General features: G+C 58.6%; 18 protein-coding genes and 1 tRNA gene. 5 read left to right on the top strand and 14 right to left on the bottom strand.

Going from position 1 to position 17,250, the window contains the following annotated elements; translation table 11 throughout:
* Positions 1–199: 199 nt before the first annotated feature.
* The 4 genes from BMZ24_RS17085 to BMZ24_RS17070 all read right to left on the bottom strand — a co-directional run bounded on the left by BMZ24_RS17085 (position 200) and on the right by BMZ24_RS17070 (position 4,071).
* Positions 200–1,339 (bottom strand): response regulator, encoded by a 1,140-nt coding sequence (locus tag BMZ24_RS17085; RefSeq protein ID WP_092193975.1) that lies wholly within the window; start codon positions 1,337–1,339, stop codon positions 200–202.
* A gap of 717 nt (positions 1,340–2,056) precedes the next feature.
* Positions 2,057–2,132 (bottom strand) — tRNA-Ala (locus BMZ24_RS17080).
* A 57-nt stretch (positions 2,133–2,189) separates the two neighbouring features.
* Complete coding sequence (locus BMZ24_RS17075; RefSeq protein WP_092193974.1) at positions 2,190–3,389, bottom strand: bifunctional UDP-sugar hydrolase/5'-nucleotidase; 1,200 nt, start codon at positions 3,387–3,389, stop codon at positions 2,190–2,192.
* Positions 3,390–3,558: 169 nt separating this feature from the next.
* Positions 3,559–4,071 carry an O-acetyl-ADP-ribose deacetylase gene (locus BMZ24_RS17070; protein WP_092193973.1) on the bottom strand — a complete coding sequence of 171 codons (513 nt, stop codon included), beginning with the start codon at positions 4,069–4,071 and terminating at the stop codon, positions 3,559–3,561.
* Between the two features lie 368 nt (positions 4,072–4,439).
* Here BMZ24_RS17070 and BMZ24_RS17065 point away from each other — a divergent pair, with 368 nt between their 5' ends.
* Genes BMZ24_RS17065 through BMZ24_RS17050 form a run of 4 tightly spaced genes read left to right on the top strand, consistent with a single transcriptional unit; the run spans position 4,440 to position 9,191 of the window.
* Positions 4,440–4,691 (top strand): DUF4212 domain-containing protein, encoded by a 252-nt coding sequence (locus BMZ24_RS17065; RefSeq protein ID WP_092193972.1) that lies wholly within the window; start codon positions 4,440–4,442, stop codon positions 4,689–4,691.
* 22 nt (positions 4,692–4,713) lie between these two features.
* A complete protein-coding gene (locus tag BMZ24_RS17060; protein WP_092193971.1) occupies positions 4,714–6,489 on the top strand; it encodes a sodium:solute symporter family protein in 1,776 nt (591 codons plus the stop codon).
* 51 nt (positions 6,490–6,540) lie between these two features.
* Positions 6,541–8,454: a DUF294 nucleotidyltransferase-like domain-containing protein gene (locus BMZ24_RS17055; protein WP_092193970.1), complete on the top strand. Its 1,914-nt coding sequence runs from the start codon at positions 6,541–6,543 to the stop codon at positions 8,452–8,454.
* A complete protein-coding gene (locus BMZ24_RS17050) occupies positions 8,451–9,191 on the top strand; it encodes a 3'-5' exonuclease (protein ID WP_244150402.1) in 741 nt (246 codons plus the stop codon). The genes BMZ24_RS17055 and BMZ24_RS17050 overlap by 4 nt, the downstream gene beginning before the upstream one ends.
* Before the next feature lie 193 nt (positions 9,192–9,384).
* Here BMZ24_RS17050 and BMZ24_RS17045 read toward each other — a convergent pair whose 3' ends face one another.
* Positions 9,385–10,182: a sulfite exporter TauE/SafE family protein gene (locus BMZ24_RS17045; protein ID WP_092193969.1), complete on the bottom strand. Its 798-nt coding sequence runs from the start codon at positions 10,180–10,182 to the stop codon at positions 9,385–9,387.
* Positions 10,183–10,367: 185 nt separating this feature from the next.
* Here BMZ24_RS17045 and BMZ24_RS17040 point away from each other — a divergent pair, with 185 nt between their 5' ends.
* Positions 10,368–11,651 (top strand): ATP-binding protein, encoded by a 1,284-nt coding sequence (locus BMZ24_RS17040; RefSeq protein ID WP_092193968.1) that lies wholly within the window; start codon positions 10,368–10,370, stop codon positions 11,649–11,651.
* Between the two features lie 186 nt (positions 11,652–11,837).
* On the opposite strand, the gene BMZ24_RS17035 is transcribed toward BMZ24_RS17040, so the two are convergent.
* The 9 genes from BMZ24_RS17035 to BMZ24_RS16995 all read right to left on the bottom strand — a co-directional run bounded on the left by BMZ24_RS17035 (position 11,838) and on the right by BMZ24_RS16995 (position 17,129).
* Positions 11,838–12,089, bottom strand: coding sequence for a hypothetical protein (locus BMZ24_RS17035; RefSeq protein WP_092193967.1), 252 nt, complete (start codon positions 12,087–12,089; stop codon positions 11,838–11,840).
* A 32-nt stretch (positions 12,090–12,121) separates the two neighbouring features.
* Positions 12,122–13,072, bottom strand: a complete 951-nt coding sequence (locus BMZ24_RS17030; RefSeq protein WP_092193966.1) for a hypothetical protein — start codon at positions 13,070–13,072, stop codon at positions 12,122–12,124.
* A gap of 101 nt (positions 13,073–13,173) precedes the next feature.
* Positions 13,174–14,169, bottom strand: coding sequence for a glucokinase (locus tag BMZ24_RS17025; RefSeq protein WP_092193965.1), 996 nt, complete (start codon positions 14,167–14,169; stop codon positions 13,174–13,176).
* A gap of 103 nt (positions 14,170–14,272) precedes the next feature.
* Positions 14,273–14,671, bottom strand: a complete 399-nt coding sequence (locus tag BMZ24_RS17020; RefSeq protein WP_244150401.1) for a hypothetical protein — start codon at positions 14,669–14,671, stop codon at positions 14,273–14,275.
* A gap of 21 nt (positions 14,672–14,692) precedes the next feature.
* Positions 14,693–15,154: a DUF3124 domain-containing protein gene (locus BMZ24_RS17015; protein ID WP_092193963.1), complete on the bottom strand. Its 462-nt coding sequence runs from the start codon at positions 15,152–15,154 to the stop codon at positions 14,693–14,695.
* A gap of 38 nt (positions 15,155–15,192) precedes the next feature.
* Complete coding sequence (locus BMZ24_RS17010; RefSeq protein ID WP_092193962.1) at positions 15,193–15,603, bottom strand: hypothetical protein; 411 nt, start codon at positions 15,601–15,603, stop codon at positions 15,193–15,195.
* A gap of 172 nt (positions 15,604–15,775) precedes the next feature.
* The gene (yjjX, locus tag BMZ24_RS17005) at positions 15,776–16,351 is read right to left on the bottom strand and encodes an inosine/xanthosine triphosphatase (protein ID WP_092193961.1); all 576 of its coding nucleotides are present in this window, start codon (positions 16,349–16,351) and stop codon (positions 15,776–15,778) included.
* Positions 16,330–16,674 carry a DsrE family protein gene (locus BMZ24_RS17000; protein ID WP_092193960.1) on the bottom strand — a complete coding sequence of 115 codons (345 nt, stop codon included), beginning with the start codon at positions 16,672–16,674 and terminating at the stop codon, positions 16,330–16,332. Before BMZ24_RS17000 ends, yjjX begins: the two co-directional genes overlap by 22 nt.
* A gap of 11 nt (positions 16,675–16,685) precedes the next feature.
* Positions 16,686–17,129, bottom strand: a complete 444-nt coding sequence (locus BMZ24_RS16995) for a DMT family transporter (RefSeq protein ID WP_092193959.1) — start codon at positions 17,127–17,129, stop codon at positions 16,686–16,688.
* Between the last annotated feature and the right edge of the window lie 121 nt (positions 17,130–17,250).

Here is a 17,250-nt window from a genome sequence, read left to right as displayed (position 1 = left end):
ATCGTCGTTTCCCTTGAAGTGACCGGAACGATCCTGGCGTTCATTTACGGCCCCACTACCTTCTTTGATGCACGCGCCTCACCGACCATCGTCTTCAATGCTATGATTCCCGCAAGAGGTACGCATTGATAATAAATCCAAATTCAATTCATCAAGAAATGATGCATATTTCGATATAATTGACTTGTAAAAAGTAAATTCATTCATAAGAAAACATGTCCTTGATGGCCATTATTTCATTCAAAGATGCGATAAAGATGTCCACAAGCTTGGGATCAAAATGATTTCCTTTCTCGCTGAGAATGATCATAATCGCATCATCCACAGTAAATGCATGTTTATACGCTCTTCGTGAAATCAAGGCGTCAAAGACGTCTACAAGTCCGACAATCCGCGCTTCAATGGGTATATTCACTCCGCGCAAGCCCTGTGGGTACCCCTTTCCATCCCAGCGTTCGTGATGCGACAAGGCCACGCGGTGTGCCACCCGCAACAAATCAGACTTTCCATCCGCCAAGGCCCGCGCGCCGATCACGGTATGTTGCTTCATGATTTCAGATTCTTCAGGAGTGAGCTTGCCCGGCTTGAGTAGAATGTGATCCGGAATGCCTATTTTCCCAAGATCATGCATTGAGCTTGCCAAGCTCAATTGCTCGGCTTCTTCTCGTGACATTCCGCATTTCAAAGCAATCACTTCAGTGTATGCTTGAATGCGGTTGATGTGATTTCCAGTGTCTACATCACGCATTTCCGCAGCAAGACATAATCTAAAAATCGTTTCCCGCTTTACTTCATTCAGCTCAATATTTTTTTCTTCAAGTTTTTTTGTTCTCTCAGTCACTTTTATTTCAAGATTTGCATTATGCTCTTTCAATTTTCGCTCAGCGATTTTAAGCTTCAAGTGTGTTCGTAACCGAGCATTGACCTCAATCGTATCAAAAGGTTTTTTTATGTAATCCACAGCTCCAAGCTCAAAAGCTTTACTCAAGCTTAAAGGATCGTGTTCTGATGTAATGAAAATAATCGGAATATCGCTAGTTTGTTCATTGTTTTTTATATACTTGCAAATTTCAAAACCATTCATGTCAGGCATGAACAAATCAAGAAGCACTATGTCTGGCAACGAGTATGACAAAGAATCAAAAGCAATCTTGCTGTCTTGAGAAACGGAAATTTTTGAGTATGATTTAAGCGCCTCGATCAAAACAAGAATATTGATTTCAAAATCATCTACAATAAGAATTCTGCATTCATCCAATTCTTCATCGTAATGATCAATTTCATCATTCAAATGAACATGTAATTGATCAAGTTCGCTTATTAAATTTTGGTTTTGCATAAAAACCTCTTGCAAGAAAATGGTTTTTATCGTTATTCTAAATTAGATATCGCAAGAATTAATGAATTCTCACCCATGAGTACTTACATTACTTGCATATACTTCTTAGCTACAATGCCTATTCAATAGTATTTTCATAAACGCTTCCCTACTCAATTTGATACGTACTTATCAGAAAACTGTTGCGTAGAATTGAATGAATTCATCGAAAATCTTTTGCACCATCCAAAATAAAAATCAGCAATATACTGTAATTACGAGCAAATACTGCACGCAACAGCAAGCTGAAAAACCATCATCTGGCTTGCAACACCATGCAACCGCGACCAAAAATAACACCACAATCCTCAAATGACGGAGAAAATAATCTGGGCACAGGTGAGTAGTAATTCGAAGAGGAGAGTAACAGTCAAAAGCGAAATCCCGGAGGCTCTGTTCTAGCGGCAATCGGTTTGCGCTGCGCCACCTTGAAAACCACGACCAAGGCCCGCCGGGAGCAGCGCCTGTACTCAGAAGCGAGGCGGCGGATCAAAGGCGAAAGATGAGGGAGGGGATCGACGCGGGAAGTCTGGAGTGATTCTGGGCCATTATGAAAGGATGCAGGCAGTCTGGCGGCCGTACGGCAAAAAAAACGCCGCAAACGAAAAAAGCCACCCTTTCGGACGGCTTTTTCGTTTGCGGCATTCAAGTAAACGTAATGTTTTTTAAGCGTTTAAGTGGTGGAGCTACGCGGGATCGAACCGCGGACCTCTTGAATGCCATTCAAGCGCTCTCCCAGCTGAGCTACAGCCCCACAACGCGAAAACGGTTACTGCCCAAACCCTTTTGAAAAAGCAAGCATTTTTTCCAACTATTCGAGTTCATCCAGCATTTCAAGGATTTGCGCATCGGCTTCCGCCCCCAGGAGCACTGGCATGGACTGGGTGATACGCGCAATGCCTGCATCCCGGAGCTTAAGACGCACAGATCCAAAACCCCGCCCACCAGGGACAGCGGGGATGTATGCGGGTCTTCCTCGCGAAAACTCCATACTGTCGCCCAGAATCACCCCGACCTCCTCGTCTCCGCCAAGCAGGCTGGCCACGTCCTCGCTTCCGAACTGCGTCAGCAGCACAATGCAGTCGACCCTGTTTTTCAGCCCCGGCAAAAGAGCGCGCAGGGCGTCAGCCGGGGCAATGAAGCGTGCTCCGGTAATCACCGCCCCGGGAATCGAAGGCAATAGGCTCACGACGGCTACCTTGAGCCGGTTTCGCTCGAAAACCGCATAAGGCCTGATCCATGGCGAAACGCCCTTTCCGAACTCCAGATTGGAACAGACAAGGGGAAATTTCGCCATGCCTACAAGCTCCCGAAGCGCCACCTCGCCCATGGCCAGATCTTGCGGCCCGAGTCCCATGGCGTCGTAGCCCATCCGGTTCATGGCCCGGACCAGTACCTTGTTTGTCATCTGCGCCCCCGCAAATCCCGAGGCAAAGGCGTCTCCCGCGTCAAGCAGGAGGACACCCGGATCCATTTCCCTGAAGTAGGCGATCGTGGCCGGACGCCGAGCCAAGCCGCCCACGTCTCCTGTCAGGCCGGACTTCGGAAACACGTCTCCCCGGGTGTCGCCACTGAAAAGAATCGTGACGCCGGGTTCCGGAGGCGCGGCGGGCGCGGGCACGGGCCGAACCGTGGGCTCAAGTGCCACGGGAGCGCGCAGCGCCGTGTCGAATCGTTCCTCGAACTGCGCGTACACCTCGCTACCGGCCCCATGCGTGCGGTAGGCAATGGAAAGACCGGCCAAAAGCCGGGCCACGTCACCCATGACCGGGTCCTGCTCCAGACCTCGGACCCGCTGCAACCAATCGGCGTAGGGGGAATTGTACGTAAAGCCGTAGCGCCGAAAAATGTCATCTTCCCGAAAAACGAGAAACTGCTGATGCAGGGTGTTCAGTACCTCGAACTGGGGAAGAATGGGCGATTTCACCGCGACCGGCGCCTGAGCCGGAGCGCGTTGCCCGGCGCAGGCAAAAAAGGAGAAAAGGCACAGCAGGCAGACGATAATCTTCATGTTCTTCCCGGCAATTGTGTTCAGTGGATGCTCATCGCAGATAAGCGGCGGATTCGAAACGCTTTGTTGCCCAAGGTCTAGCCCATGCCCCCCGCAAAATAAAGGGGCTCCGCGCAGGGCGCGAAAGTCGGACGCAAACCTCTATCAAGAAAACGCCCCGCATCCGGAATCATCGGACGTCTTCTTTGGCAAGGCATTGCTCGTACAAGCGCCGCATGGATTCGGAAAAGCATGCAAAAACCACCGAGGCAGGCGCCAGATGCTCGCGCTGAAAAGCCAGGACCTGGGACACGGCCACGGCGCAGGCTTCAGCCGCCGGAAAACCGTAGGCTCCGCAACTGATGGCCGGAAAAGCCACGCTGCCAAGACCGTGCTCCAGCGCCAAAGTGAGGCAGGCCGCGTAGCAGGAGGCCAGCACTTCCCGCTCGCCCTGCCCGCCGCCTCTCCAGACCGGGCCTACGGTGTGGATCACGTATCTGGACGGCAGACGGTAGCCTTTGGTTATCCGCGCCTCTCCTGCGGGGCACCCCCCAAGGGTGCGGCATTCAGCCAGGAGTTCGGGGCCTGCCGCGCGATGGATGGCGCCATCCACCCCGCCTCCGCCCAAGAGCGAGGAATTGGCGGCGTTGACGATGGCATCCACCTGCAATGTCGTGATGTCGGCAACGACAATGGAAATCATGATATCTCTCCTTCACTCGGCAATGCGTGAATTCGACCGCTGACCCTGCGTCTGACGCAAGTCACGGCCAAAACGAGTCCGTTCCCCGCCATAAAACACCTCCAGACCCTCCGCACAATATACGTACTTAGCTTGAACATTCACTTATTACCATCACTTATCACCTACAACCGAACGGTTGCCGCAACCCGGTCAGCGGCAACAAATTCCCATTCACCAGTCCAATTCGACTCCATTCGCCAATAACCTGTTTCTCCCTCCATTCACCGGAAAGCAGATGCAATACATTGCAAACCGTGTCAGAAAACATCCAAGCTCAATCGGGTGAAGCCACATTTCATCAACGCTTTTTTCACAGGGGGGACAACATGGATATGTCAATGCAAAGTTACTGGAAAAGAAACAAAACGTACATGCTCATCCTTTTGGCCATCTGGGCGACGGTATCCTACGGATTCGGGATTTTCTTCGTCGAACAACTCAACGCATTCCATCTTGGCGGATTTCCTCTAGGTTTCTGGTTTGCCCAGCAGGGCTCGATCTATGTTTTCGTACTCATCATCCTTGCCTACTTTCTGCTCATGGATCGGCTGGATAAGAAATACGACGTGCACGAATAGCAACTGACCAACCGGAGGAAACATGTCACTGCAAATCTGGACTTATCTCATCGTGGGCGCGACGTTCGCCCTCTACATAGGAATCGCCTGGACTTCCCGCGTCAAGGACACCAAGGGCTTCTACGTCGCCGGAGGCGGAGTTCCGCCCCTGGCCAACGGCATGGCCACGGCGGCCGACTGGATGAGCGCCGCCTCTTTCATCTCCATGGCCGGCATGATCTCGTTCATGGGCTACGCGGGCTGCATGTACCTCATGGGGTGGACCGGCGGCTACGTGCTCCTGGCCCTGCTCCTGGCCCCGTATCTGCGCAAGTTCGGCAAGTTCACGGTCCCTGATTTCGTCGGCGACCGTTATTACTCCTCGGCGGCCAGGCTCGTGGCGCTGATCTGCGCCATCTTCGTCTCCCTGACCTACGTGGCCGGGCAGATGCGCGGGGTCGGCATCGTCTTCAGCCGCTTCCTGGAAGTCGACGTCAACACCGGAGTCATGATCGGCATGGTCCTGGTTTTCCTGTACGCGGCCATCGGCGGCATGAAGGGCATCACCTGGACCCAGGTCGCCCAGTACTGCGTGCTGATCACGGCCTTCCTCATTCCGGCCATCGCCATCTCGCTCAAGCTGACCGGCAACCCCATCCCGCAGGTAGGTTTTGGAGGCACCATCCTCGGTGGAGCCGACTCGGGCAAGTATCTGCTCGAAACCCTGAACCAGATCGGCAGGGATCTGGGCTTCGCCGAGTACACCAGCGCCTTTGGCGCGGGCACAAAACCCATGATCGACGTCTTCGCCATCACCATGTGCCTCATGGTCGGCACGGCCGGCCTGCCCCACGTCATCATCCGCTTCTACACCGTGCCCAGCGTCCGGGCCGCGCGCCTCTCGGCCTTCTACGCCATCCTTTTCATCGCCATCCTCTATACCACGGCTCCGGCCCTGGGTGCGTTCTCCCGCTATACCCTGACCAACGCACTGAGCGAAACACCGTACTCCTCGGTACCGGCCTGGTTCGGCAATTGGGAAAAGACAGGTCTTCTGGCCTGGGTGGACAAGAACAATGACGGCATCATCACCTACCGGGCCGGCGCGGCCTTCGCGGGCAAACCGACCTACAGCGGCGAAACGGGCGCACACGGGCAGCGTCTGGTCACGAACACGCCTCTCGACAACGCCAACGAACTTTACATAGACAACGACATCATGGTCCTGGCCACACCCGAAATCTCACAGCTTCCGCCCTGGGTCATCGCCCTGGTCGCGGCAGGCGGACTCGCAGCGGCCCTGTCCACGGCGGCCGGACTCTTGCTGGTCATCGCCTCGTCCATCTCCCATGACCTCTACTACCGCATCATCAACCGCGGCGCCTCGGAAAAGATACGCCTGCTCGTGGGCCGGGTCATGATCGGCGTGGGCGTCATCATCGCGGGATACTTCGGCATCCACCCTCCGGGATTTGTCGCCCAGGTCGTGGCGCTGGCCTTCGGACTGGCTTCGTCCTCCTTCTTCCCCATCATCGTGCTCGGCATCTTCTGGAAACGCGCGACCAAGGAAGGAGCCATCAGCGGCATGATCAGCGGCATCGGATTCACCATGCTCTACATCGTGCAGACCAAGTTCATGGGCGTGTCTCCCTGGTTCTTCGGCATCAGCCCCGAAGGCATAGGAACGGTGGGCATGGTCATCAACTTCGCGGTCACATACGGTGTCTCCATGATCACCAAGGCTCCGCCGCTCGCCGTGCAGGAGATGGTGGAAAGCGTGCGCATCCCGCGCGGAGCGGGTGCGGCCATCGATCACTAGCCAAATGAAACAGGGGCCGGGAAACCGGCCCCACAACCCAAGGACAACGCCATGAACGCGGGAATCCAGCCTGCGGGATACGACAGCATCATCACCTTTCTTGAGAGCACTCTGCCCTTTTCCGAACTGGAGAGGCAGAGTCTTGTCCGTCTTGCCCGAGGCTGCCTGGTGGACTTCTTTCCGGCCGGGACGCGCCTGCTGCGCCGGGGGATTACCGAGGTCGACGGCCTCTATCTGATCCAGAAAGGAGCCATCCGCCTTTTTCTGGAGGACGAGGGCATTCTCATGGACATCCGCACCGAAGGGGCATCCCTTGGCGCGCTGTCGCTTTTCAACGGTGAAAAGGCGGCCATGGATGCGGAAACGGTCGAAGACACCTTCATCATCAAGATTCCCCGCGAACGCTTTTTCGAAGCCGTGCATCTCAACCCGGGCATCCCGCGCTTCTATCTCAAGTCCTTCGCCGACACCTTCCTGTCCAAGGCATTCGAGGAAATGCGCTGCAAGACCCTTCCGGCTCATGAAGACCACAGCCTGCACCTCTTCAGCAATCCCGTCGGCGATCTCGTCTCCCGCGAACCCGTCAGCGTGCCCTTTGGCCTGAGCATCCAGGCCGCGGCCAAGGAAATGATCCGGCACAACACGGGCTCGCTTCTGTTCCGTGAACCCTCGGGGGAGATCTGCGGCATCATCACGGACACGGACCTGCGCAAGGCCATGGCCCTGGGCCTCGACCTGCAGGCCCCGGCCGAGACCATCATGACCACGCCGGTGGAAAGCATCGACGCCGGCGCGGTGTGCTTCGACGCCCTGTTGACCATGATGTCCAAGAACATCCATCATCTCGTGGTCAAGTCCAACAACAGGCTGCAAGGCATCATCAGCTCCCACGACATCATGCTCCTGCAGGGTCGTTCGCCCATGTCCGTGTTCCGGGAAATCGCCTCGCGCACCACCATCCCCGGGCTCTATCCGCTGCACGACAGCATCACCCCGGTCATCCGCACCCTGGTTCAGCAAGGGGCCAAGGCGGGCAACATCACCCGCATGATCGCAATCCTGAACGATCAGATCATGTCCAAGCTCCTTGATCTCATGCTGCGCGAACTGGGGCCGCCTCCGGTCAAGTTCTGCCTCCTGCTCATGGGCAGCGAGGGCCGCCGTGAGCAGACCTTTGCCACGGACCAGGACAACGCCCTGGTGACTGAAAACTGCGGAGTGGATTTTCTGGAGCGCGCGGCCGAGACCTATTTTTCGGCCTTCACGGAACGCATGGTCGCCCATCTCATAAACTGCGGCTTTCCGCGCTGCCCGGGAGACATGATGGCCTCGAACCCCCAATGGCGAGGCTCGCTTGATGCCTGGAAAAACCGGGTCACGACCTGGACCACCGCACCGGAACCCGAGCGCGTCCTGGCCAGCTCCGTCTTTTTCGATTTCCGGGGCGTTTACGGGCACAAGGATCTGGCCGAAAACCTGCGTCTACACGTCACCAACGCCTGCGCCGGCAAAGATTTGTTTCTGCGCTACATGGCCGTCGAGTGCCTGAACTCCAAACCGCCGCTGACATTTTTCAAGAATTTCATGGTCGAAAAGGATGGAGCCCACAAGAACACACTGGACATAAAGACCAGGGGCCTGCTGCCCTTCATGGATTTTGCGCGGGTCATGGCCCTTTATCACGGCATCCGGGAAACGAGCACCCTCGGCAGGCTTGAACTGCTGCATCAGGAGGGGCATCTGTCGCGCGATTTGTTCCACGAAGCGCGGGAGGCCTTCGAATTCCTGCTGCATTCACGGCTCATGCACCAGCTCGAACAGATGGAGCAGGGCGTGCCACCGGATAACCGCCTTGACCCGGGGACCCTCTCGGCCCTGGAAAAAAGAACCCTGCGCGAAGCCTTTGGAGTGATCACCCCGCTGCACGGAGTGCTGCGCGAAGTCTTCCGGCTGAACATGGCATGAGCATGAATCTTCCCACACCGAAAAATCTGCTCGCCCTGATGGGGCTTGGTCAAAGGGCCTCAAGCCTGCCCGCGCTGGACGAAAACAACCGTCTGTGCCGAAAGCTGGACCAGACCCGCCCCCTGGAGGAGTACGTCTACACGGTGCTGGACACGGAGCTGACCGGCCTCTCCGCTCGCAAGGAGGAGATCGTCTCCATTGGAGCCGTGCGTGTGCGCGGACTGGCCATCGTGCCGGGCGAAAGTTTCAGCATTCTGGTGCGGCCCAGCATCCCGCTCCCCAAGACAAGCACCCTCATCCACCGCATCACCCCCGAGGCCATCGCCGAGGCTCCGCCCCTGGCCGAGGTTCTTCCCGGACTGATCGAATTCTGCAAGGGCACCCTCATCGTCGGGCACCACGTGGGGCTGGACATGAGTTTCCTGAACAGGGCCTGCAAAAAGAATCACGGCCGCCCCTTGGCCAACCCCTGCCTCGACACCATGCGCATGGCCATGCTGTGGCGCGAGAAACGCACGCCCTCGCATTACGAACAGTACAACCTGAGCATCTCCTATGTGCTGACCGACCTGGCCCGGGAGTTTGAACTACCCCGCTTCACGGCCCACGATGCCCTGGGCGATGCCCTCCAGACAGCCTACCTCTTCATCTATCTGGCCAAGAAGATCGCCGGCAACAGGCCGCTCACCCTGCGTGAACTCTTCCGGGCCGGGCAGAGCTGGCGCTGGTACATGTAGGACCGCCCCTGTCCCAAAGCCGAACGCTCCGGCTCCCTTTCGGCTGAACGCAGCCAAGAGCGCCCGGCGAAAGGCCAAAAAAAAACGGAACGATTCCCCGCTCTGGGAGAATCGTTCCGGATCACTCAAAGACGCAATCATCCGGCCGGGCAAAAAAAACGGGACCGCAAAAGACCCGGCCGCCCCACCCCGGCTAGAAAAGCGAAACCAGCATCTTGGTGCCGACCAGAAAGAGGATCAGCGCGAACACCCGCTTCAATTTGTCCACGGGCAGGCTGTGTGCCAGACGCACGCCCAAGGGAGCGGTGATGACGCTCATGACCGCAATGGAGACCAAGGCCACCAGAGAGACATAGCCCAGGGAATAGGGCGGCAGGGTGTCCACGCCCCAGCCGTTCATGATGTAGCCCACCGTTCCTGCCACGGCGATGGGAAAGCCTATGGCGGCGGAAGTGCCTATGGCCTTATGGATGGGAATGTTGTGCCAGACCATGAACGGCACGGAAAGGGTGCCCCCGCCTATGCCGACCAGGCTCGAAACCACCCCGATGACATTGCCGGCCCCAAACATCCCTGCCGTTCCCGGCATCACGCGCGACGGCTTGGGTTTCTTCCCGGAGAGCATCTGGTAACAGACGTAGTAAAGAAAAATGACGAAGAATATCTTGAGCGCCCCGGTGCTCATCTGCGCGGCCACCCAGGCTCCGAGGAACGTACCGACCAGGATGCCCGCCACGATGCGCCTGACCACGCTCCACTCCACCGCGCCCCGGCGGTGATGGGCCATGAAGCTCGAAACCGAGGTGAACATGATGCTGGCCATGGAGGTGCCCAGCGCCAGATGCATGATCAGCTCCTGGGGCAGATTCTGCAACTCCATGCAAAAAACCAGCATGGGCACGATGACAAGTCCGCCCCCGATGCCCAGCAATCCGGCCAGAACGCCAGCCACCGCGCCCACGGCCAGATACAAAGCGACTACTTCAAACATGAGATCCTCCCGATGGAGGCCGCGCAGGACATGCCGCGAACGACCCGATAAATTGGTAGGACCAATGTCTGAACCAGTCTGACGCGCTTGTCAACGCCGCGTGGCGCGAATGAACGGATTCGTGCTTGCAATTCCGGCCGGGGCGGAGGCATCATCACCCATCAACCGCGCAACCAGGGATCATCATGGGACACATCACAAGCAAGGACATCTTCCGCAAACTTGGACACCGCCTCGACCAGGCCCCGGTGCGCACTCCATGGACACCGATCTTCAGACAGTTGGTGGAAGAGCTGTATTCCCGGCCCGAGGCCGAACTGGTCGCGCGCATGCCCTACCGCCCCTCTACCCTGGAGCGCATCTCGACCATGCTGGGCGAACCCGAAGACGCCCTGCGCCCCATGATCGAGGGACTCTGCGCAAAAGGGCTGGTCATAGATATCTGGGACGGCGCGCGCTACCAGTACATGGTCAGCCCCATTGTCATCGGCTTCTTCGAGTTCACGATGATGCGCACCGGGCCGGATCTGCCGCGTGCACGCTGGGCGGAGCTTTTTCAGGCCTACATGTTCGGGGACAAGGATTTCCTGCACGCCAATTTCGGGGACGGCCAGGCCACCTCGGTCATGCGCACCCTGCCGCACGAAGAGGCGCTGGGGGAACATGTGGAGATCCTGGATTACGAGAAGGCTTCCGCGCTCATCGAGGAACACACGGAATTTTCACTCGGGCTGTGCTCCTGCCGCCACGAGAAGCACCATCTCGGGCACGCGCCCTGCCGCACGCCCATGGACACCTGCACCTCCATGGGCACCGGCGCGCGCTTCCTGATCCGCAACGGCTTCGCCAAACCCATAGACAGGATGCAGATGCGCGACATCCTGGCCCGCTCCCGGGACCAGGGCCTGACCCTGACCGCCGACAACGTCCGCCGCGACGCCGGCTTCATCTGCCACTGCTGCGGCTGCTGCTGCAATCTGCTCCAGGGCGTGCGGGAGACCGGTTACACGGGCATCCTGGTCACATCGAACTTCGTGGCCGTGGTGGACGAAAACCTGTGCACGGGCTGCGGCCTGTGCGCCAAGGCCTGCCCGGTCGACGCCGTGAGCATGCACCCACGGGAAGACGCCGCCAGTGCGTCCCGCAAACCCGCGAAACTGGCCCGGATCGAAGCCGTGTGCCTGGGCTGCGGGGTCTGCGCCCTGAAATGTCCGACCGGGGCGCTCACCCTTAAGCCTCGCCCGCAAAAAGTGTATCACCCCGAGGACAGCTTCGAGCGGGTCATGCTGCAGGCGCTGGAGCGCGACACCTTCCAGACCTTCATCTTCGACAATCCTGAGAGCCGCACCCAGGAGTTCATGCGCGCCCTTGTCGGCGGATTCCTGAAACTCCCGCCGGTCAAACGCGCGCTCCTCGGCGAAAAGCTGCGCTCGAGCTTCCTCACCGCCTTGCGCCGGATGGCGGGATAGGCCGCGCAATCAGCACCCATGAAAAAAGGAAACCCGCGCGGGTCAAACCGGAAATGTCTGGCGTCAGTCATTTCCGGTTTTTCGATTCCGTCAGGGGCAAGCGGGAAAATTCAGCATTGAAATGACCAGGTCCCAACCGATGCCTCGGTGGGACCGGTCTTGGTCCGGGGGGCTGGCCCCGTAAGGCTATTCCTCCGGTTCCGAACTGTACGTACGGATGGAGGCGATCTCCTCCCAGCCATAGTAGGTATTTACGGACATTCCCTCTTCCTTCTCGGTCACGCGAAGAAAGTCGGAACCCAGGAACAGGACGGCCTTTTCATAGGTTCGGCCTTCGTTGATCTGAATCTTGAGTCCTTTTCTGAGCTTGCGCGAGAGTGTCCCATGCAGGGGCATGGATGCGTATTCCACCACTTTTTCCAGACAACTTACGTTCACAGTTCCTCCTTTGCAGATTGGTTCGTGTGGGTCTACCACTTGCCCGCGCCCATGGAACACATGGGCGACAGTCCGGGCAGCGGCAGAAAAAATCGGGACGCCGTGACTCCTTCGGTCCTGACCTTGATGCGCGGGGAATCCGCGAACGTGAAGCTGACCTGTCCAGGGCTGAAATCAAGAGTGATGGAGCCCGCCTCCATGCGTTCGCCGTCACAAGGGTGACGGCGCAAAGGCGGGGTCAGGGACCTCCTGCGGCCGTTTTCCAGCTCCACCTCGAAAGCGTGAGCCGACGTCGTCAGGCCAAGCAAGGCTCCATTCTCGCGAAAGCGCAGTGAATTTTGATCGCCGCAGATACCCACCGCATCCTGATCAAAGGCCAGAAGTTCGCCCAGAGGCGTCCGCACGGCCACGGGGCTGGCCGGTTCCAAGGAGCGCAGCACGCCGCTGTCGAAAAACGAAACTCCGGACCGTGCGCCGATGTTTCCAAGCGGAGTGGGCACTTCGAGCACCGTGCCCGGCCACAGGGTCAGGCTGCGCAGATTGCCTTCGGGACCAAAATAGACGCAGACCGCCTTGACCCGGGCGCATCCGATGGGCGTGTCCAGGACCAGGGGCGTGGCCATGGCGGCCTCGTCCTCCTGGGTCCAGTAGCCGCTCAAGGTTCCGTTCAAGGGAAAGACGCGCTTGACGGCTCCGGTATCGTAGAAGGTGACCTGCTCGGCAGGCAGCATGCCCAGCGGAGTCGGGACCATGACCTGCTCTTCCAGCGGAAGATTGCGGATCATGCCGTTTGGATGAAAGGAGATGGCCGGCAACTGGCGCTTGCGCAGGCTGCTGGCGGTGAACTGGGGGACTAGGGGACCAAGGGGCGTGGACAGGGTACAGGACCGGGCGGCGATGCAGGACTGCACGGCGCCGCCCGAAAAAAACTCGATGTCGGGAAGGGTTTCAAGAACTCCGAAAGGCGTTGTGATGACGGGCATGGCAGCCTCCTGTTGAGGAGACTGAAGCAGCTCTTGTGCCAGCCACAACTATCTGATTTTTATACTTGACGCTTAAAAAATACCGACACTTTCGTAGGTTGCTACCTCACAAAAACGTGGCTGGCGTCCTTTATTCCCGCGTCAAGAAGCGATCTTCCGTGGCTGGCAGCGCCGCGAAGGCCCGTGTCGGGGATGGTGATAAGCCGGATGGGAACCTCGGCCAGAAGATGCCCATAGGTCGGGCAATCGCAAAATTCGCGCAAAAATTCGTCGTGAGTGGCAAAAAAGGGATTTTTGACCGCTATCCCGCCGCAAAGGTCAAGGCCGCCCAAGGCCAGCACATTGAGAACATAGCCCCTGCACACGCGGCCGAAGAACCGTGCGAACCAGGCAGTCGTTTCGCTTTCGGGCCCGATCTCCCGGGCAACCTCCGCCGGAGACAGGTCGCGCCCCGTCAGAAACAGGTGCATGGCGACAAGGCCCCGTCCCGAAACCACGATGTCGCCGCATGCGTGGGAATGGCCGGTTCGGTCCTTGAGAAAGCGCAGAAACTCGAACTCGTGTTCGGTGACAAAGGCCAGGGGGGCGTGCCCGCCCTCGGAGGGCAGGGCCAGAAAATCAGGACACCCGGCGGCCAGGGGAGCCAGGGCGCAAAGGCCGAGCCCCGTCCCCGGGCCCGCCGCCGCCACCACTCCGGGCCGGGGCACTCCCTTTTGTATCGAAATGGAGGACCCAGCCGCGTCGCGGGTCCGGCAGCCAAGGGCCTGAGCCACGAAATCGTTGATCAGGACGGTTCGCTCAAACGGCAATCCGCCCGTGGACTCACGCAGATCGATGTCCCAGGAGGCATTGGTCAAGCTGCAACTCTTCCCGCCCCGAACAGGTCCGGCCACGGCCAGGACGACCTGATCCGCGTCCATGGGGTCAAGGCCCAAGCCCTCCTCCCGAATCCGCCCCAGCAATTGCTCAAGGGAAGAGACAGAGTCGGTCAGGACGTCAAATGACTCCAGAAGTTCCGGATCCTGGCCCGGAAAATGACCGAAAAGACCAAAACGGCTGTTTGTCCCGCCGATGTCGGCGGCCAGAATATAAGCCATGCGCTGCTCCTGAACATAACAGCAGTGATCCGCTCAACGTCCGCAGGGTATGGGCCGTGACCGGCAAGGACACGCCCTCTTCGGTCAAAAAAGCCGAGCCGCCCTATTTTGCCGCGCCGGCTCCGGCTTCGCGGATGCGCTCGACCACATAGGCCACGAGATCCTCGTCGGCCTCGTCGACGTTGAAGCAGCGGGCATCCTCGCCCATGAGACCGCCGGGGACCCAGTCGCCCTGCTCCTGTTCGTCGGTGACCAGATCGTCGTAAAAGCAGACCGAAAGCCAGCGCTGTTCCGGATCGTCGTCTATGACGTCGATCAGCGCGAAGAGGTCCCGCCCCTGCTGGGCCGGATGCGCGCCGCGCAGGGAATAGGTGATGCCCGGGCGGGCCTTGAAATCAAGGGTTACGCCATCGACAGCCTCAAGAGCCTGTCTGAAAACCAGAAATGCTTCCTTGGCGTCGCAGGTGTCCCACTTGGAGACAAACGCCTCAAGTTCTTCCATCACGTTCTCCATCCGTACTCCCTAATCGTGTGAGTGTTCTTGAATTTCCCTCGCCTGGGAAGTGAATGAAATACCCTGTCCCGACTGGGCTCCGATCATGACCGACTCCACCACCGGGACATTGATTGCATCCAAGGCCTCCCAGCGCACCAGAAAATTGGCGCCCGAACCGCCCTTTACGTCCTTTTCGGCCACCACGTAACGAATCGAGGCCAGCGGCTTCATCACCAAAGGCGCGTCAAGGTAGTGTCGGACCAAATGCCCGTCGGTATCGTAATAGTCCACCGCCGTAAGCTTCAGACTGCCGCTCGGATCGGTATTGCGGATGGACAGGGTCACGGCCAGATTGAACGGCCGCTCCTTGTCCCCGGTGTAGATGTGCGAATACACGGGCACGTAAAGCAACTGGCCCGAGGACAGAACCGGGCCGCCGCAAAATCCGGGCAGGGGAATGAGAAGCAGGCACAGCATGATCCAGCGCATGAGCGTCTCCTTTGCGGGGCGCCGGGGCCCCGAAAATGCTACGATTCGACTTCGCCCATCTTGGGAAGAAGATTTTTTGGAGCCTCGGATTCGTAGCGAAAAGTGTGGCTGAACGGCGTCATGACGTCCAGGGCCTGCTCCAGGCTCGCGCCCTCTTCCATCAATTTCTCGATCTTGGCGCGCTCCTTCCACATGTCGCCAAGCGGATCGTGGTCCTTGTTCTTCACCGGCGCCACGACCTTTTCCCAGTCATAGGGGTCGGCCTTTTCCTTGGTCACGATCTCCCAGTATTCCCCTGGCTTGCGGGCCCTTGAGGGATGCGAGGCAGTGGCCTCGTCCAGGATTTCGGAGAAACGCGGCACATCCTCGTCCCAAAGGGCGATGACGGCCTCGGGCTTCTTGAGCACCTCTCCTTCCTTGCAGCGATAGACCAGATATGAGCGGGACATATTTTCCTCGTTGGCAATATGGTTGAACGTACGATTATTTTAAAACGATTCCTGCAGGTGGACCAACAAAATTGGGCGCGCCAAGAAAACCGGGACCGCAGGGCATGACAATGCACACTAAAATCGGTTTTTTCAAGGCGACGCGGACAGCCCGCGGAACGGGGTCAGGCGGCTAAAGCCCCATGCGGACCAGGGCCATGGACACCGCCGGGCGACTGTAATCCATGCGCGTGACCCGGCCGCAGCTCAAGACCCCGATGATGCCCTGGGCGTAACCGATACGCTCGTTTTCGGTCAGCCCGGCCCGACGCACGGCCGGATCAAGTTCCAGGCCCTCGACCACTACCAGCCGGGTCACTTCCGGGGGCAGCTCAAAGGCGGGACCCAGCCCCAGATACATTTCACGGCCGTCGAAAATGGCGCAGGCCGTCAGGTTCATATAGCCGGTGTTGGATCCGGGCACCTCGATGAGCCCCGATTCCAGGGCCACTGACAGGGTGCAACCGGCAAAGGCGTTCCTGGCGCGGTTCTTTGCTCCGCGCAGGGTCTCTTCCAGCCCGAGAGGCTGATCCGGCACCTCGGAGGGAGCGGACACGGGCTCGAACCGGGCCAGGGGGAAAGGCCCGCTCATGACCTCGCGGATGGCTCCGAGCTTGACCGGGTTGAGCGAACCGACCCGGATGACCAGCGGAGCGTCATCACCCCGGCAGGTCTGGCTGTCCCGGATCAAAACGTGATGACCTGCCATCCCGCTTCCATGTAGGAGCGCATGGACGGATGGCCGTTCATGTCGCCGATGAGCGCGACACCCGCGGCTTCGACCTCGGCGGCGACGCCGAGCTTGACGGAGCAGGCCTTGCATGCGCCGTCAAGCAGCCCGGCCTCGCGGACCTTGGCGAAAAGCTTGGCCAGGGGGTGCTCGGGCTTGACCAGGGCCGGGGGCAGGGCCACGGACGCGCCTTCCATGACGATGCGCACTTCGTGACCGGCGGCGTGCATGTCGAGCGCGTTCAGAAGTACGTGGATAAAGCACATGGGGTCGCCGTTGAATACGAACAGCGCTGTTTTCATAAGCAAGCTCCTTAAAATTTGCGGATCAGCACCACGCCGGTGAAGAGCAGGATCGCGCCCAGAATCCGCCACAGGGAGATGGGCTGGGCCGGGATTCCAAGCCACCCGAAATGATCGAGAACCAGGGAGATGCCCATCTGTCCGGCGATCAAGAGAGCCATGACGCTCATGGCTCCAAGGCGCGGCACGGCGACGATGGTCATGGTCACGAAGAAGGCCCCCATGGGCCCGGCCGTCCAGGCCCACCACGGCAGGCTCATCATGATTTTCCCGTCGGGCCAGGACAGGCGCAGGGTCAGGCACAACAGGCCCAAGACCAACGTTCCGGTCAGAAAGGAAAAGAACGAGGCCAGGTACGGACTGCTCATCAGTTGTGCGGTCACGGCGTTAACGGCCGGCTGGACCGGCATGAGACACCCGGCCAGCGCTGTCAAGACGAGAATCAGTCCATCCATTGTTCCTCCATTGTTCCTCCTGGGATAGCATCAGGATTAGGCGATTGCCGCCCAATGAGGGCTTTGATACGGTATGCGTCCGCACTGATCAAGGAGTGCGCGCACAACCACCATGGCCGAT

It is taken from the genome of Desulfomicrobium norvegicum (genome assembly GCF_900114595.1).
Classification (GTDB): Bacteria; Desulfobacterota; Desulfovibrionia; order Desulfovibrionales; family Desulfomicrobiaceae; genus Desulfomicrobium; species Desulfomicrobium macestii.
Note: the sequence above shows the minus strand (reverse complement) of the source record. Positions and strands in the feature narration are given on the sequence as shown.

Bases quoted from the DNA above. Each gene is read 5' to 3' on its own strand.
- BMZ24_RS17020 (WP_244150401.1), bottom strand. From the start codon at position 14,671: ATGGAAGAACTTGAGGCGTTTGTCTCCAAGTGGGACACCTGCGACGCC.
- BMZ24_RS17030 (WP_092193966.1), bottom strand. From the start codon at position 13,072: ATGCCCGTCATCACAACGCCTTTCGGAGTTCTTGAAACCCTTCCCGAC.
- yjjX (WP_092193961.1), bottom strand. From the start codon at position 16,351: ATGGCAGGTCATCACGTTTTGATCCGGGACAGCCAGACCTGCCGGGGT.
- BMZ24_RS17060 (WP_092193971.1), top strand. From the start codon at position 4,714: ATGTCACTGCAAATCTGGACTTATCTCATCGTGGGCGCGACGTTCGCC.
- BMZ24_RS17085 (WP_092193975.1), bottom strand. From the start codon at position 1,339: ATGCAAAACCAAAATTTAATAAGCGAACTTGATCAATTACATGTTCAT.
- BMZ24_RS17050 (WP_244150402.1), top strand. From the start codon at position 8,451: ATGAGCATGAATCTTCCCACACCGAAAAATCTGCTCGCCCTGATGGGG.
- BMZ24_RS17000 (WP_092193960.1), bottom strand. From the start codon at position 16,674: ATGAAAACAGCGCTGTTCGTATTCAACGGCGACCCCATGTGCTTTATC.
- BMZ24_RS17045 (WP_092193969.1), bottom strand. From the start codon at position 10,182: ATGTTTGAAGTAGTCGCTTTGTATCTGGCCGTGGGCGCGGTGGCTGGC.
- BMZ24_RS17040 (WP_092193968.1), top strand. From the start codon at position 10,368: ATGGGACACATCACAAGCAAGGACATCTTCCGCAAACTTGGACACCGC.
- BMZ24_RS17025 (WP_092193965.1), bottom strand. From the start codon at position 14,169: ATGGCTTATATTCTGGCCGCCGACATCGGCGGGACAAACAGCCGTTTT.
- BMZ24_RS17015 (WP_092193963.1), bottom strand. From the start codon at position 15,154: ATGCGCTGGATCATGCTGTGCCTGCTTCTCATTCCCCTGCCCGGATTT.
- BMZ24_RS17075 (WP_092193974.1), bottom strand. From the start codon at position 3,389: ATGAAGATTATCGTCTGCCTGCTGTGCCTTTTCTCCTTTTTTGCCTGC.
- BMZ24_RS16995 (WP_092193959.1), bottom strand. From the start codon at position 17,129: ATGGATGGACTGATTCTCGTCTTGACAGCGCTGGCCGGGTGTCTCATG.
- BMZ24_RS17070 (WP_092193973.1), bottom strand. From the start codon at position 4,071: ATGATTTCCATTGTCGTTGCCGACATCACGACATTGCAGGTGGATGCC.
- BMZ24_RS17055 (WP_092193970.1), top strand. From the start codon at position 6,541: ATGAACGCGGGAATCCAGCCTGCGGGATACGACAGCATCATCACCTTT.
- BMZ24_RS17010 (WP_092193962.1), bottom strand. From the start codon at position 15,603: ATGTCCCGCTCATATCTGGTCTATCGCTGCAAGGAAGGAGAGGTGCTC.
- BMZ24_RS17065 (WP_092193972.1), top strand. From the start codon at position 4,440: ATGGATATGTCAATGCAAAGTTACTGGAAAAGAAACAAAACGTACATG.